At 45.5% G+C, this 14,260-nt stretch carries 14 protein-coding genes; 10 read left to right on the top strand and 4 right to left on the bottom strand.

All coding sequences use genetic code 11. From position 1 onward, the window contains the following. Window positions 1–218 precede the first annotated feature (218 nt). The 4 genes from T3H97_RS15545 (at window position 219) to T3H97_RS15530 (ending at window position 4,318) form a co-directional block, all read left to right on the top strand. Window positions 219–710 carry a Fur family transcriptional regulator gene (locus tag T3H97_RS15545; RefSeq protein WP_328800198.1) on the top strand — a complete coding sequence of 164 codons (492 nt, stop codon included), beginning with the start codon at window positions 219–221 and terminating at the stop codon, window positions 708–710. Between the two features lies 1 nt (window position 711). Next, complete coding sequence (gene yidD / locus T3H97_RS15540) at window positions 712–1,002, top strand: membrane protein insertion efficiency factor YidD (RefSeq protein ID WP_328800197.1); 291 nt, start codon at window positions 712–714, stop codon at window positions 1,000–1,002. Window positions 1,003–1,416: 414 nt separating this feature from the next. Further along, window positions 1,417–3,435, top strand: coding sequence for a methionine--tRNA ligase (gene metG / locus T3H97_RS15535; RefSeq protein WP_328800196.1), 2,019 nt, complete (start codon window positions 1,417–1,419; stop codon window positions 3,433–3,435). A 166-nt stretch (window positions 3,436–3,601) separates the two neighbouring features. Beyond that, window positions 3,602–4,318, top strand: coding sequence for a cytochrome c biogenesis CcdA family protein (locus T3H97_RS15530; RefSeq protein WP_328802836.1), 717 nt, complete (start codon window positions 3,602–3,604; stop codon window positions 4,316–4,318). On the opposite strand, the gene splB is transcribed toward T3H97_RS15530, so the two are convergent. After that, complete coding sequence (gene splB, locus T3H97_RS15525; RefSeq protein WP_134903106.1) at window positions 4,311–5,375, bottom strand: spore photoproduct lyase; 1,065 nt, start codon at window positions 5,373–5,375, stop codon at window positions 4,311–4,313. The two genes, T3H97_RS15530 and splB, sit on opposite strands and share 8 nt — an antisense overlap. A gap of 251 nt (window positions 5,376–5,626) precedes the next feature. Between splB and mntR the strand changes: the two genes are divergently transcribed. The 3 genes from mntR to T3H97_RS15510 all read left to right on the top strand — a co-directional run bounded on the left by mntR (window position 5,627) and on the right by T3H97_RS15510 (window position 9,016). Continuing rightward, window positions 5,627–6,052 carry a transcriptional regulator MntR gene (gene mntR / locus T3H97_RS15520; RefSeq protein ID WP_007430946.1) on the top strand — a complete coding sequence of 142 codons (426 nt, stop codon included), beginning with the start codon at window positions 5,627–5,629 and terminating at the stop codon, window positions 6,050–6,052. A 136-nt stretch (window positions 6,053–6,188) separates the two neighbouring features. Beyond that, window positions 6,189–7,931: a family 10 glycosylhydrolase gene (locus tag T3H97_RS15515; RefSeq protein ID WP_328800194.1), complete on the top strand. Its 1,743-nt coding sequence runs from the start codon at window positions 6,189–6,191 to the stop codon at window positions 7,929–7,931. Between the two features lie 95 nt (window positions 7,932–8,026). After that, entirely contained in the window at window positions 8,027–9,016 is a 990-nt protein-coding gene (locus T3H97_RS15510) for a patatin-like phospholipase family protein (protein ID WP_328800192.1), read from the top strand. Between the two features lie 116 nt (window positions 9,017–9,132). Here T3H97_RS15510 and T3H97_RS15505 read toward each other — a convergent pair whose 3' ends face one another. The 3 genes from T3H97_RS15505 to T3H97_RS15495 all read right to left on the bottom strand — a co-directional run bounded on the left by T3H97_RS15505 (window position 9,133) and on the right by T3H97_RS15495 (window position 11,626). Beyond that, on the bottom strand, window positions 9,133–9,450 hold the full coding sequence (locus T3H97_RS15505) for a hypothetical protein (protein WP_328800191.1): 318 nt from the start codon (window positions 9,448–9,450) through the stop codon (window positions 9,133–9,135). Between the two features lie 7 nt (window positions 9,451–9,457). Then, window positions 9,458–10,450 carry a DUF1385 domain-containing protein gene (locus T3H97_RS15500; protein WP_328800190.1) on the bottom strand — a complete coding sequence of 331 codons (993 nt, stop codon included), beginning with the start codon at window positions 10,448–10,450 and terminating at the stop codon, window positions 9,458–9,460. Window positions 10,451–10,624: 174 nt separating this feature from the next. Then, a complete protein-coding gene (locus tag T3H97_RS15495; RefSeq protein ID WP_328800189.1) occupies window positions 10,625–11,626 on the bottom strand; it encodes an ABC transporter substrate-binding protein in 1,002 nt (333 codons plus the stop codon). A 286-nt stretch (window positions 11,627–11,912) separates the two neighbouring features. Between T3H97_RS15495 and T3H97_RS15490 the strand changes: the two genes are divergently transcribed. From T3H97_RS15490 to efp, 3 genes are all read left to right on the top strand, one after another. Beyond that, complete coding sequence (locus tag T3H97_RS15490; protein ID WP_328800188.1) at window positions 11,913–12,494, top strand: YqhR family membrane protein; 582 nt, start codon at window positions 11,913–11,915, stop codon at window positions 12,492–12,494. Between the two features lie 81 nt (window positions 12,495–12,575). After that, window positions 12,576–13,649, top strand: a complete 1,074-nt coding sequence (locus T3H97_RS15485) for a M24 family metallopeptidase (RefSeq protein WP_061829060.1) — start codon at window positions 12,576–12,578, stop codon at window positions 13,647–13,649. Between the two features lie 33 nt (window positions 13,650–13,682). Beyond that, entirely contained in the window at window positions 13,683–14,240 is a 558-nt protein-coding gene (efp, locus tag T3H97_RS15480; protein WP_029517249.1) for an elongation factor P, read from the top strand. Window positions 14,241–14,260 lie beyond the last annotated feature (20 nt).

Raw genomic sequence — 14,260 nt, 5'->3', positions numbered from 1 at the left:
TTGGGTCTCGTCATTCACCGTTTAAAAGTCGATGTCACTTGCAGAATATAGGCGTTCTCCTGCTGCGAATTTGGTCGTAGCGCCGGAGAGCGTCTTTTTCTTATGTATAGATACGAATATCTCTTATAATATTGACTTTAATCGTGGTATAATAAATAGATGCAAGCCTAAGCCTGCATCAGAAAACCTGAAACTACAGACAGGGGAGGGTGAAACGCATGCTGACAAAGGATGAGATTATTGCAACAATGTCCGCTCAGGGGCTGCGTATTACAGATCAGCGCAAGACGTTGGCTACGTTATTTTCCGAGAATGAAGGGTATCTGTCCCCCAAAGACGTTTATGAATATATGGGTAAGAAGTACAGTGGACTTAGCTTTGATACGGTTTATCGTAATCTGCGTGTAATGCAGGAATTGGGTGTGCTGGAACAGGTATCTTTTGAGGATGGAATGAAGTTCAAGGTGAGCTGTAATGAGCATCATCACCATCACCATATGATTTGCTTGAGCTGTCAGAAAACATTACCGATTTCTTTTTGCCCAATGCAAATGACGGATACAACGGATCAATTCCAAATCGTCGAGCACAAGTTTGAAATTTTTGGTTATTGTAAAGAATGTCAACAGAAGAATGGACATACTGATAGTAATTCGGATAGGGGATTCAGACAGACGAGCAGTCACACTCACAGCCACGGGGGCTACTGAAATGAAAATCACCACACGCAGAGTGGTACAGGCTCCGATTAAGTTTTATCGTTCCTATATTTCACCGTTAAAGCCGGCTACCTGCCGATTCTATCCAACGTGTTCGGCGTACGCCTTGGAGGCGGTAGAGGTGCATGGTGCGCTCAAAGGTTCATGGCTTGCTGCAAAGCGTATAGCCAAGTGCCATCCCTTTCATCCGGGCGGTGTAGATTTGGTCCCTCCTGCAAAAAAGAGGACAGATAGGTCCAGCGAAGATCGTTTGGCTACCCACTCCGAGAAGGGCCTGACTTGACAGCGCTATGCGGATTTGGTTATATTTTGGTTAATATTGTTTTCCTGCGAAGGGATGAGTAGGGTGAATTGTCCAGTACAGAGAGCCGGGGTTAGCTGCAAACCGGTCTGGAGCGAAGCCTGAATATGGTCCTGGAGGAACCTTTTTCGAGCGTATTTGCCACAGTTATTAGTGCTTAGGAGGCAAGCGTAAGGGGGAGGCGTGTTCCAGCGTTAATGGGCGGTCAGATGTGACCGGTGAAGCCTGTAGTCTGCGAGGATACAGGAAAATTGGGTGGTAACGCGTGAGGTGACTCTCGTCCCATAGGGGCGGGGGTCTTTTTTGTGCCCAATTTGTGCCAATTTCATGAATTGGAGTACCATCATGTCAGCAGATCTTATTGAGCTGCCGTGAACAAAACAGGAGGCAACACACATGTCCAATGAGAACACATTTTACATTACGACTCCGATCTATTATCCGAGCGACAAGCTACATATAGGTCATGCTTACACGACGGTTGCGGGAGATGCAATGGCCCGGTACAAGCGGCTACGTGGTTATGAAGTGCGCTATTTGACAGGAACGGATGAGCATGGTCAGAAGATTGAACAGAAAGCGAGTGCAGCAGGCAAAACGCCGCAACGTTTCGTAGATGATATTGTGGCAGGTATTCAAGAACTGTGGCGGAAGCTCGACATTTCCAATGACGATTTTATCCGTACTACGGAGGAACGTCATAAGGCTGTCGTACAGGAAATTTTTGATCGTTTGCTGAAGCAAGGCGATATTTACAAGGGAGAATACGAAGGCTGGTACAGCATCCCTGACGAGACGTACTACACAGAAACTCAGCTGGTTGACGTGGTGAAGGACGCCGAAGGCAATGTGGCTGGAGGAAAAAGCCCGGATAGTGGACACCCTGTAGAACTGGTCAAGGAAGAGTGTTACTTTTTCCGTATGAGCAAGTATGCTGATCGGTTGCTGCAATTTTATGAAGAGAACCCACAGTTTATCCAGCCGGAATCACGTAAAAAAGAGATGATCAATAACTTCATCAAGCCGGGTCTGGAGGATTTGGCTGTATCACGTACTACCTTCGATTGGGGCATTAAGGTGAAGGGGGATCCGAAGCATGTCGTGTATGTTTGGATTGATGCACTTTCCAACTACATCACAGCCTTGGGTTATGGCTCTTCCAATACCGAGTTGTATGATAAATTCTGGCCTGCAAATGTGCATATCGTAGGTAAAGAGATTGTAAGGTTCCACACGATATATTGGCCGATCATGCTGATGGCGCTGGATCTTCCGTTGCCTAAAAAAGTATTTGCACATGGTTGGCTGCTCATGAAAGACGGTAAAATGTCGAAATCTAAAGGCAATGTTGTAGACCCGGTGACGTTGATTGACCGTTATGGTCTGGACCAACTTCGTTACTACTTACTGCGCGAGGTGCCTTTTGGGGCAGACGGAACATTTACACCAGAAAGTTTTGTAGATCGAGTTAATTCGGATTTGGCAAATGATCTGGGCAACTTATTGAATCGTACCGTGGCGATGGTAGATAAATATCTTGATGGCAAGGTTCCGGCTTATGAAGCGAATGTAACAGCATTCGACGGAGCTTTGGAAGACATGGCAACATCGACTTATAGCAAAGTAGAAGAAGCCATGGAAAACATGGAGTTTTCCGTGGCATTAACGGCGATTAGCCAATTTATTAGCCGCAGCAACAAGTATATTGATGAGACGCAACCATGGAATTTGGCTAAGGATGAGGCAAAACGTCGCGAATTGGCATCGGTTATGTTGCATTTGGTAGAAAGCTTGCGTATCGCTTCCATCTTACTCCAGCCATTCTTAACCCGTGCTCCTCATAAAATTTGGGAACAGCTTGGTATTAGCCAAGGTGAGCTGACTACATGGGATAGCGGTAAGCAGTTTGGTCGTATTCCGGAAGGAACGCAGCTGGTCAAAGGTAATCCGATCTTCCCGCGTCTGGATTCAGAGCAAGAGGTTGCTTTTATCGTGGAAGCAATGACTGGGGGGAAGAAACCGGAAGAAGCTACAGCACAAGTTCAACCGCAAAATGCATCTGAGGGGAGCCAGGAAGCCCCGGAGGCAAAGGAAGAGATTGGAATTGAGGATTTTGCCAAGGTGGAACTGCGCGTTGCTCAGGTCGTCGCCTGCGAGCCTGTGAAGAAGGCCGATAAACTGTTGAAGCTCCAACTTGATCTTGGTTATGAGCAGCGGCAAGTAGTATCAGGGATTGCGAAGTTTTATACGCCTGAAGATATCATTGGGCGCAAGGTGATCTGTGTGACCAATCTTAAGCCAGTAAAACTTCGGGGAGAGCTGTCGCAAGGTATGATTTTGGCAGCATCACATGGAGATCAGCTTACGCTGGCCACCGTACCGGAAGGTATGCCGAATGGTGCAGTTGTAAAGTAGTACGCTATGTAAAAATAAAAGAACGTAATGAGCGTATGTCCGGGAATCATTCTTCCTGGGCATACGCTTTTTGGCTTGCATCATATTTTGCTCCCGCTATACGTATGTTTTAGTAGGCAGGGCTTGTTTGCTCGTGTTCATTTAAGACAGGTGGGGGGAAATGATGATGACAAATATCAACGCCGGGTTGGCGATCGTAGCCGGACTGGTTTCTTTTTTTTCACCGTGTTGTTTACCGCTGTATCCATCTTATTTATCGTATATGACAGGGATGTCTGCGCGTGAACTGGCTGAAGGACGGCACAAGGCCGAGGTTCGTTATCGTACGATGGGACATACGCTTGCTTTTGTATTGGGCTTTTCGGTCGTTTTCTATTCACTGGGCGCAAGTGTCGGGTTGCTTGGAGAATGGTTTGCCAATTATGGGGATACGCTAAGAGTGGTAGCAGGGTTACTTATTTTACTAATGGGACTGGTATCTCTTGGTGTGGTGCGTCCTTTGATTCTAATGAGGGAGCATAAGCTTCGCTGGACATGGAAGCCTGCCGGGTACGCCGGTTCCTTTGTGATCGGAATTGGGTTTGCGGCAGGCTGGTCGCCCTGTATCGGTCCCATGCTAACGGCCATTATCGCTTTGGCGGCAGTAGAGCATCACATTTGGTTCAAGCTGATTACAGGCTATGCGCTTGGCTTTGCGATTCCATTTTTTGTATTAGCTTTGCTGGCAGGCTCTGTTAGACTATCCTCTCGCTATACCTCCATTCTCATCAAAACAGGTGGCATACTACTTGTTATCACTGGCATTTTACTGGTAACGGATCATATGACCGATGTAACGCTATTTTTACAACAGATTACCCCAGATTGGATGTTAGTTATGTGAAATATTCAATACGACTCAAAGGGAAATGTTCAAAAATGCGCTCTGTGATAAACTCTCGCAGTGCATTTTGCTGTTCATCGGGATAAACATATTTGTTTTGTCCCCAGCGGCCCCATTTTTTCTTGCGTTTCTCTATGTCCATCTCCAGCTTGGTTTTCGGATAACGTTTCTCGATGACAGCTTTGGATGTTTTGGTGAAGCGATGCTGAATTAATTCGAACGTCAAATCTTTTGTAGCATGCTGGGGCAAGGTTTCTCCCAATTTGCGCAGCAACTCGCCGTAACCTTCTTCCCAGCCGTCATACCAGATGATGGGTGCAATGATGAACCCCAGTGGATAACCGGCTCGTGCGATTTTGCCCGCGGCTTCAATACGTTCCTCGAAGCGTGAAGTTGCAGGTTCAAACTGTTTAATAACATAATCGGAATTAATGCTAAAGCGGATGCGAGTATGACCATTATGTTTAATATCCAGCAATGGATCAACATGATGATATTTAGTAACAAAACGCAGACGACCAAATTCCTCATCTGCCATGAAACGAATCAAGTCTCCAAGCGTTCCGGTGATATGCTCCAAACCAACCGGATCGGAGGTACAAGCTGCTTCAAAACGGGTAATTTCAGGCGCACGCTCCTCGATATAAGCTTTAGCTGCTGATAAGATATCGTCAGTGTTGACATATACACGAATATACGGCTTTGCTCCCAAGGTTGTTTGTAAATAACAGTAATGACAGTGCCCCATGCAACCAGTCGAAATGGGGATGGCGTATTCGGCAGAGGGCTTGGATTGGTCAAAAGTTAACGTTTTACGGATACCGACTACCAAAGTTTTTTTTGCCATTCGGTACTTTTCAACTTCAGTTTCACCTGGTAAATTGGTAATTCGGTTGTGAGAGGTAGTCATCCGATACGGAATATCCTTGGCTTTAACCCAATCCATAATACGCTGGCCCTTGGGATAATTCAGTGCGTCTGGCTCAAAAAACACCAGGTCAGGCAAAAATGGCTTGGTTCCTCTGATTTGGACAGGAGTACGCTCAAGCGTTGACATGGCTAACGCTCCTTTCGAAATAAATCCACAGTGCTCTGGTGTCCAACTTTAACATATTGCCGCAGAAATAAACGATACAGGACGACAAGATTAGTGTGCCCGGCTTAAATTGAACAAATCGTGGCAATAGCTGTGAGTGAAGGGATGAGACTTGCCAATGGGCAATGATAACATGTATCATTACATAGTAGGTTTAACGCAGGAAATGAAGGCGGTAAGCGCCCGTTCAATAACAGAAAAGAGGGAAACAAGTGCCAACGCCAAGCATGGAAGATTATTTGGAACGCATTTACCAACTGATTGATGAGAAAGGCTATGCTCGTGTCTCGGATATCGCAGAGGGGTTAGAGGTGCATCCTTCGTCTGTTACCAAAATGATTCAGAAGTTGGATAAAGACGATTATCTTGTATATGAGAAGTATCGGGGACTGATTTTGACACCGAAAGGGAAAAAGGTCGGCAAACGGTTGGTTGATCGCCATCAGTTATTAGAGCAATTTCTAGATATGATTGGGGTTGACAAGGACCTGATATATAAAGATGTGGAAGGTATTGAGCATCATTTGAGCTGGGATTCCATCACCCGTATCGAAACATTGGTTGAGTATTTTCGTCGGGATGAAGATCGCTTGCGCCAGCTTCATGACATACACAAGGAATTGAGTGGAGATTCCTAAAAGCATCTGTCCTTACGGACGATGCTTTTTTATTTGTCCCGACCGCAACAAATATCCGGTTATTAGCGTCTATCCATTATATAGCAGGACAAGATAGGGGTTAAAATTAACAGGGTTAGCGGAGGATTGTAATAATATGAATCGAAAGAAAATAGTGGCAATGGCTGCTGGCCTACTCTTAGCAGTGCAGACTGCCATCGTTCCTGGAGTTCAAGCAGCTCCAACTGGTAATATTGAAATTATATTGGACGGACAGTCCCTGCAAAGTGACGCGTCACCGTATATTGTACAGGGAGCCAATGTTACGATGGTTCCTTTGCGAGTGATTAGTGAGGGATTGGGCGCTCAGGTCAACTGGTCGGAATCGTCCGGTACGGTAACGATTACAGCACAGAACAAAAATATATCTATGGAGAATGGTGCACAAAGCGCTACGGTGAATGGTAAGTCAGTTCGACTGGATGCATCTGCCCGTATGACAAGCGGGAGAGTCATGGTGCCACTGCGTTTTGTTGGGGAAGAGTTGGGATTAAAAGTGGATTGGCAAGCTTCAGAGCGAGTCATTACGCTAAGTAGTGGTAAGGAAGGTGTCTCTACGGGTGGGAGTAGCTCGGCGGGAAACAGTGCTTCCACATCAGATACGTCTGCATCTGGCAATCAGGAGAGTGTAAGTACGGATCAGGGAGCCGGCGATAATGAGCAGACGGTTGTCACTTCACCGTCAACGTCTACTAGTGAGGACGGTTCAAGTTCTTCACAGGCAAATGTTGTTCAGGTAAAGGCTTCAACTTCCATGCGTGGGGCATGGATTTCTACCATTAATGGTGATTGGCCTTCTTCTGCTGCCCGAAGCAGCTCCGAGAAGCAAAAGCAGGAGTTTACTAAAATGCTCGATGATTTGCAGGGGATGGGCATCAATGCGGTATTTGTTCAGGTTCGTGCCAGCGGCGATGCGCTCTATCCGTCGAGTCTCGTACCATGGAGCAAGTATTTGACCAACACCCAAGGTAAAAATCCAGGCTATGATCCCTTGAAATTTATGATTAGCGAATCGCATAAGCGAGGCATGGAATTCCATGCCTGGTTTAATCCGTTCCGTGCGAATTCTACAGGAACAACCAGCGGCTTGGCTGCAAATCATGTGGCTAATCAACATCCAGACTGGATTGTTAAGAATGGTAGCCAATTGTACATCAATCCAGGAATTCCGGCTGCACGTCAGCATGTCATTGCGGCGATTATGGAGGTCGTGAACGGATATGATATTGACGGCGTCCATTTGGACGATTATTTTTATCCTTACAGCGGGACTTTTGATGATGATGCGACCTTCAAAGCATATAATGCCAACAAAATCTCTAACAAGGGCGACTGGCGGAGAGATAATGTGAACAATTTTGTTCGCGATTTGAGCAAAAGTATTCATGCCAGCAAGTCGAAAGTTCAATTTGGAATTAGCCCTTTTGGGGTATGGCGTAACAAATCTCAGGACTTAACGGGTTCAGACACGAAGGCAGGCGTTACAGCGTATGATACGACGTTTGCGGATGTAAGAACCTGGATTAACAAAGAATGGATTGATTATGTAGCTCCACAAATTTACTGGAGTATCGGTTTCCCGGCGGCGGGATATGACAAGCTTGTCGCATGGTGGTCCAATGAGGTCAAAAACTCAGATGTTAAGCTGTATATCGGTCATTCTCCTTATAAGATCGGCACCCCTGAAAAGGGCTGGCAAACGGCTCAAGAGCTAATTAAGCAGCTTGAACTGAACGAAGATTATAAACAGGTCAAAGGGGATATTTACTTTAGTGCACAGCATTTGCGTAAAAATCCATACGGACTCATTCAGCTTCTTCAAAATTATTATCAAATGTGATATAAATTGGATCATATAGGTTCTATTTGGGCCTCCGTTCTCATACATAAGCAGTAGAACTGCTTACTCCCAAGAGAACGGAGGTTTTTTGATCTATGCTGATCAATGCTGTGTTCCAGGGTGGAGGGGTTAAGGGAATTTCGCTGGCAGGTGCAGTTAAGGCTGCGGAGGAGCATGAAATTGTGTTCAATCGTTTGGCAGGTACATCATCAGGTGCTATTGTAGCTGCTTTATTGGCTGCGGGATACTCTGCGGATGAAATGAAAGCCGTAATTGAGAAAACCCCCTTGGTCAAGTTGTTACGACGTTCTCCAGTGTTCAATATTAAGTGGGTTGGACCAGCAGCTCGTATCTTTCTTAAAAAAGGGCTCTACTCAGGGGAGGCACTGGAGCACTGGGTGCGTGAGCTATTACGAGCTAAGGGGGTACGTACATTCGCGGATTTACCTCCTGGCAAACTGCGCATTATTGCATCAGATATCACGAATGGACGCATTCTAGTGCTTCCTGAGGATATCAAACGTTTTGGTATCAATCCCTCTTCACTGGAGGTAGCTAAAGCCATTCGAATGAGCACAAGTATCCCTTATTTTTTTGATCCTGTTATGTTAAGGCTTGATTCTGCACTTGCCAAGGGAAAGACCTTTTCTCAGCAATTTGTTTTTGTAGTTGATGGGGCTTTACTAAGCAATTTGCCCTTGTGGCTTTTTGATGAGCCTGTAAATGAACGTGAGGCCAAAACGATTCCAACGGTAGGGTTTCAAATGGTGGGCAAAACGGGTACTGAGACCAAAGTTTCTTATATACGGGGTCCATTGACCATGCTGCAGGCTATTTTTGATACCATGCTATCAGCACACGATGAGCGATATATTGAGCAGGAGAATCGGTATCGGACGATTAAGATTCCAACATTGGGTATCCGCACTGCACAATTTAACATTTCTACAGAGCAAAGTGATTTGTTGTATGCTTCCGGTGTGCAGGCAGGGGATGCTTTTTTCCACAAATGGAGCATCACTTCTTACCAGCAGCAGTATAGCAAGTACCAATTGATGAAGGATACCATGTACGCTATGAAATAACACTAACTCGCAGTTAAAGTTAATTTAAAAGGGTGTAAAAAAGGAGCCTCTTCCCGGTCATATTTGAATACGCGGGTGATGGCTCCTTTGTGCTACATTTTAAAGGATGATTATCATTAATGATATTTAGGTTGTTCTTCTTCATTCTTTCCCTTAGAACCTTCAATCACATGAAAAGGATACGCTTTGCGCTTGCCTGTAGTCTGCTGCTTACGTGAGTTGGTTGTTTTGGCCATGGTACGCACAGAGGGTTTGATTTTGGGACGATTGCGTTGTCCTGGCAGGTATTTGTATAGCAGAAATATAACTGCAAAAACAAGGACGGGAATTAGTAAACTCATGAGAAAGCCCCAGCTTCCTCTCCATAGCATATCCACAATCCCATATGCACCCAAAGCAAGGGTAAGCCAGAAAATAACGGCATGTCTGTTCATTATTCACTCATCCTTTCACAGGATCAAGGACCGGACTGTTGAAGGTCTCCTTTACAGGTACATTTTCCAACTCAGCATCCAATTCAAGCATACGCTTAAATGAGGCAATAGATACCTCCACTTGATCATCAGTCGGTTCTTTGGTGGTAAGTAGTTGCAGCCACAGACCGGGGTAACCTAAATAACGAAGTACCGGAATTTCACGAAGGGCATTGGTCAGCTTGAGAAATTCAAAAGAAAGCCCCAGTACGATCGGAAGTAGTAAAAGCCGTTGCCCCATACGTTCCCACAGATTATCGTAGGTAAATAAGGAATAGACAAGCACCCCGATGATCACAGTCAGCATAATAAAACTACTACCACAGCGGTAATGTAGACGACTGTATTTTTGCACATTGGCCGGAGTTAGTTCTTCCCCAGCTTCGAATGCTGTAATTACTTTATGCTCTGCACCGTGATATTGAAACAATCGTTTAATTAACGGAGTTTGGGAAATACCCCACAAATAAGCCAGTAACAGAATCAGCTTAATAGCTCCTTCTGCGAGGTTATGCAAAATTTGGCTGTGAAACAAGCTACCGAACAGGAAATTCTCTACAATAACCGGAACGAGAGTCAATACAATTTTGCCAAACAGGAATGACAAAATACCGACCGCCGCCACACCGATCATCATACTCAGACTCCAGCGAGATTCTTCTTTTTTCTTTTGCTCAGCGCGTTGCTCCGGATCTACTTCATCATCAGCATACGCATCGGCCGAATAGTTTAAATGCTTGGTACCTTTAGCGCTGGAGTCGATGATGCTTACAATCCCCCGCAATAAAGGAATTCTGCGGAATTTGGATACCCAGGATTGCTCCTTGCGTGGTACTTCCAAATATGTGATTTCGCCAGTTTTGCGGCGAACTGCCGTGACATTGACACGCTTGCCGCCGAACATGACACCTTCAATGACTGCCTGACCGCCGTAGCTCACAGGCTTGGATGCTTGTGACAACCGTCTCACCTCTCTTAATACATGCTTTTTTGTATATTGTATCGAATTTGGAAGGGAATATCTAGTTAGATGAAACTGGTGAAACCACAGGCTTATAAAAAAAGCATTTATGGAGCGTCAAACTGCTCACATAAATGCTAATCATTATAAAACCGAATGAATATCGGAAACAACCTATTGCGTAATCGCCCCGACAACCTGGTCAACCAGCCCTTTTGAAGAGAGAGGGCCGCCAAACGTCCATGTCGTACCGCTCAGTGAGTAGGTACGTTTTTCTTTAACGAAATTCAGACCGTTCCAGACCGAATTATTTTTCATGGGTTCGCCGAAAACATTATCATCCGGCTGCACAATATAGATAAAGTTACTGTCCTGAACGGCAGACAGAGCTTCAATGCCTACTGTTGAAAAGCCATACTGTTCAACTTTGCTCGGTTTCCAATCGTTAATCATACCGATCTTCGCTAGTGTTGCCACGACGACTGAGTTATCCGAAAACATACGGAGGCTGGCCGCATTTTGCGAAGTGAAAGCCTGTGTCAGTATATAATGATAATCCGACTTGCCAGCAGCGGCGAGCTTTTCTTTGGCTTCAGCATAATGCTGATCCAGTTCGGCAAGCACCTGCTTAGCTTTGTCTTCTTTTCCAAGAGCGACTGCGATGCTGTTAAAAATTTCTACCATTTTATCATGATCGTAGCCGTTACCATCGTTCAGATTATATTCGATCGTCGGAGCGATGGCCTTGAGTTGATCATAGATAGCTTCATTCCCATCAACATTGGAAATGATCAGATCCGGCTTCAATGCAGCAATCGCCTCCAGGTTCGGCTCGTTACGCGTACCGACATCGACCACGCTGCTGTCCAGAGCCGCCTCCGGTGTCACATACACCTTGTAGTTGGCGTTGTCAGCATTACCAACCGGCTGAACGCCCAATGCAATCAAATCCTCTGTAAATGTCCATTCCAGTACTACGACACGCTGTGCGGGCTTGTTGAGCGTGATCTCACCACGATTATGCTTTACCGTCACAGGATCGGTCGCTGTGTCAGTCGGTTTGCTACCCGACGTGGGTGCCTGATCTTTATCCGATGCTTTGTCGGCTGCTCCGCAACCTGCCAGAGTGAGCGTAAAAACCATTAACAATAAAATCCCAATTAGTCCCTTTTTCATAGAAGCGTTCTCCTGTATATATGTTTTTATAAAATGATAATGATTATCATTTTCATCGTTATATTATGATAGAGGATTGAAATTTTGTCAATGCAAAAAACGGGTCCGAACGCTTAACTGGTAAGCTGCTATTATTCAGCATTCCGGTTCATTGTTAAACGATCCTCCTTTTGAGCATACTACCTAGCAAAATGGGAATGCAGAATCCGATGGAAGTACATGCATTTCCGATTGCAATAGTCTTTACCATGGAAAAAGTTTGCATATTGAAAGGGGATTAAACAACATGAGTGAAACCTACTCTATACCCAAGATAGGAGATGAACAGGAGCAGTCTCGCGAATCTCAGGATCAACGTAATCATAACGACAGTGGTAGAGGCAGGCAGCAGTCAGGCAAAATACATACGCCTCTCATTCCTTTTGCACTTGAGTTGGGTTTTTTTGCGGGTTTGCTTTGGGGATTGCTGCGCTGGCTGTTTTATAAGTTGCACTTTACGGTAGTAGCGCCTGCCTTTCTCGCAGAGCCTTTTTTCAAGCATTCGTTTATGAACACCATGGCGGGGCACCTGGTAGGGCTACTGTTTTTTATTGCATTATCCGTCGTAGCTTCACTGGTGTACACTCTGTTGCTGCGCAGATTTAAGGGTCCTTTACCCGGAATTGTATATGGCCTGATTTGGTGGGTTGTTTTATTTGTATTAACAGGTCCTAAGCTAGGGATGATGAATCCTCCTGATCGGTTAACATGGAATTCCTTATATACGGAAATTTGTGTGTTTATGCTGTGGGGACTATTTATCGGATATACCGTTGCTGTCGAGTATACGGATGAAAGAAAGCGCGAGCCTGAGAAAGCTGAGGGCTGAACGTAACAAAAACTTCTCAAGCGCCTATTCCCTGTGTTAAAATAGCATTTGGTTATTTGACAGAGGGGAGCGGAATGAAAGATGAAGAATGACCGGGTGTTAAAGCTGCGGCAGGCGCTGGGCGAGCATAATCTGCGGGCTATGCTAATTACTAGCCCTGTCAATCGTCGATATTTGACAGGCTTCACAGGTTCGGCGGGTTATGTGCTGATTACGGAATCCCATAGCTATTTGCTGACTGACTTTCGCTATATGACGCAAGCGACCGAACAAGCCGAAGGCTTCACGGTGGTGCAGCACGCTGCACAGGTCATGGAAACGGTGAAAGAATTGCTGTCTTCCCATCAGATCAGCGAAACAGGCTTCGAGCAAGACGCTGTAACTGTTGCGACGCATAAAGCTTATAGCGAAGATTTGTCACCTATTTCACTGGTTCCGGTGTCGGGCATTGTGGAGAAGTTAAGGGTGTACAAGGATGCAGAAGAGCTGGAAGTGATGCAGCGGGCAGCGGATTTGGCAGATGCTACATTTGCACACATATTACCTTACATCAAGCCAGGTGTCAGCGAGCGTGAGCTGGATCTGGAAATGGAATTCTTCATGCGCAAGCAGGGAGCTACATCCTCTTCATTTGACACAATTGTGGCTTCCGGGGTTCGTTCGGCTCTGCCTCATGGCGTAGCCAGTGCTAAGTTAGTACAAGCAGGCGAGCTGATTACGTTTGATTTTGGTGCGTTGCTGGATGGCTACTGCTCCGATTTGACACGTACAGTGGCTACACAAGGGGATTTAGCGCCCCAATTGCGTGAGATCTACGATATTGTACTTAAGGCGCAGCTTCACGCACTCGAACATATTAAGCCGGGTATGACAGGCCGTGAAGCGGATGCACTGACCCGGGATATTATTGCGAGCCATGGCTATGGAGACAATTTCGGGCACAGTACAGGTCATGGTCTGGGTCTTGAAGTACATGAATCTACACGTCTGTCGAAGGCGAGTGATGATATTCTGGAGCCGGGTATGGTGGTAACGGTCGAGCCAGGTATCTATGTGCCTGGATTGGGCGGTGTACGGATCGAGGATGATATCGTTATTACAGATAGCGGCATCAAAGTATTAACACATTCGAGCAAAGAATTTACAGTCGTTTAATAACGATAACAGTCCTGTAGGAGGGGTATTTTAGTGATTAACGTTAATGATTTTAAAACAGGTTTGACCGTCGAGGTAGACGGAGATATTTTTACGGTGCTGGATTTCCAACACGTAAAACCGGGTAAAGGTGCAGCATTCGTACGCTCAAAGTTGAAAAACTTGCGTAACGGTAACACCGTTGAACGTACATTCCGTGCGGGTGAAACGATCGGTCGGGCGCAAATCGAAAATCGTGGTGTGTCCTATCTGTACGCTAGTGCAGACGACCATACATTCATGGATAATGAAACATATGATCAATTCACATTGTCCAGCGATCAACTGAAATGGGAGCTTAACTTCCTGAAAGAAAACATGAATGTAAATATCGTCAGCTATAACGGCGAAATTCTGGGTATTAACCTGCCTACAAGCGTGGAACTGAAAGTAATCGAAACAGAGCCAGGCATTAAAGGTAATACGGCTACAGGTGCTACCAAAAATGCCAAACTGGAAACGGGTTTGAATGTTCAAGTTCCTTTGTTCATTAACCAAGATGACGTATTGTTGATTGATACACGTGACGGCAAATACATGTCTCGCGCATAAAATTTGCAACTTTTAGATTT

Origin of the sequence: Paenibacillus sp. LX16 (assembly GCF_036252815.1) — a bacterium.
Lineage (GTDB): Bacteria > Bacillota > Bacilli > Paenibacillales > Paenibacillaceae > Paenibacillus > Paenibacillus polymyxa_B.
Note: the sequence above shows the minus strand (reverse complement) of the source record. Positions and strands in the feature narration are given on the sequence as shown.

Excerpts from the sequence above, each read along its gene's own strand:
- T3H97_RS15545 (WP_328800198.1), top strand. The coding sequence starts at position 219 with ATGCTGACAAAGGATGAGATTATTGCAACAATGTCCGCTCAGGGGCTG.
- yidD (WP_328800197.1), top strand. The coding sequence starts at position 712 with ATGAAAATCACCACACGCAGAGTGGTACAGGCTCCGATTAAGTTTTAT.
- T3H97_RS15495 (WP_328800189.1), bottom strand. The coding sequence starts at position 11,626 with ATGAAAAAGGGACTAATTGGGATTTTATTGTTAATGGTTTTTACGCTC.
- T3H97_RS15515 (WP_328800194.1), top strand. The coding sequence starts at position 6,189 with ATGAATCGAAAGAAAATAGTGGCAATGGCTGCTGGCCTACTCTTAGCA.
- T3H97_RS15510 (WP_328800192.1), top strand. The coding sequence starts at position 8,027 with ATGCTGATCAATGCTGTGTTCCAGGGTGGAGGGGTTAAGGGAATTTCG.
- T3H97_RS15530 (WP_328802836.1), top strand. The coding sequence starts at position 3,602 with ATGACAAATATCAACGCCGGGTTGGCGATCGTAGCCGGACTGGTTTCT.
- T3H97_RS15505 (WP_328800191.1), bottom strand. The coding sequence starts at position 9,450 with ATGAACAGACATGCCGTTATTTTCTGGCTTACCCTTGCTTTGGGTGCA.
- T3H97_RS15490 (WP_328800188.1), top strand. The coding sequence starts at position 11,913 with ATGAGTGAAACCTACTCTATACCCAAGATAGGAGATGAACAGGAGCAG.
- T3H97_RS15485 (WP_061829060.1), top strand. The coding sequence starts at position 12,576 with ATGAAGAATGACCGGGTGTTAAAGCTGCGGCAGGCGCTGGGCGAGCAT.
- splB (WP_134903106.1), bottom strand. The coding sequence starts at position 5,375 with ATGTCAACGCTTGAGCGTACTCCTGTCCAAATCAGAGGAACCAAGCCA.
- metG (WP_328800196.1), top strand. The coding sequence starts at position 1,417 with ATGTCCAATGAGAACACATTTTACATTACGACTCCGATCTATTATCCG.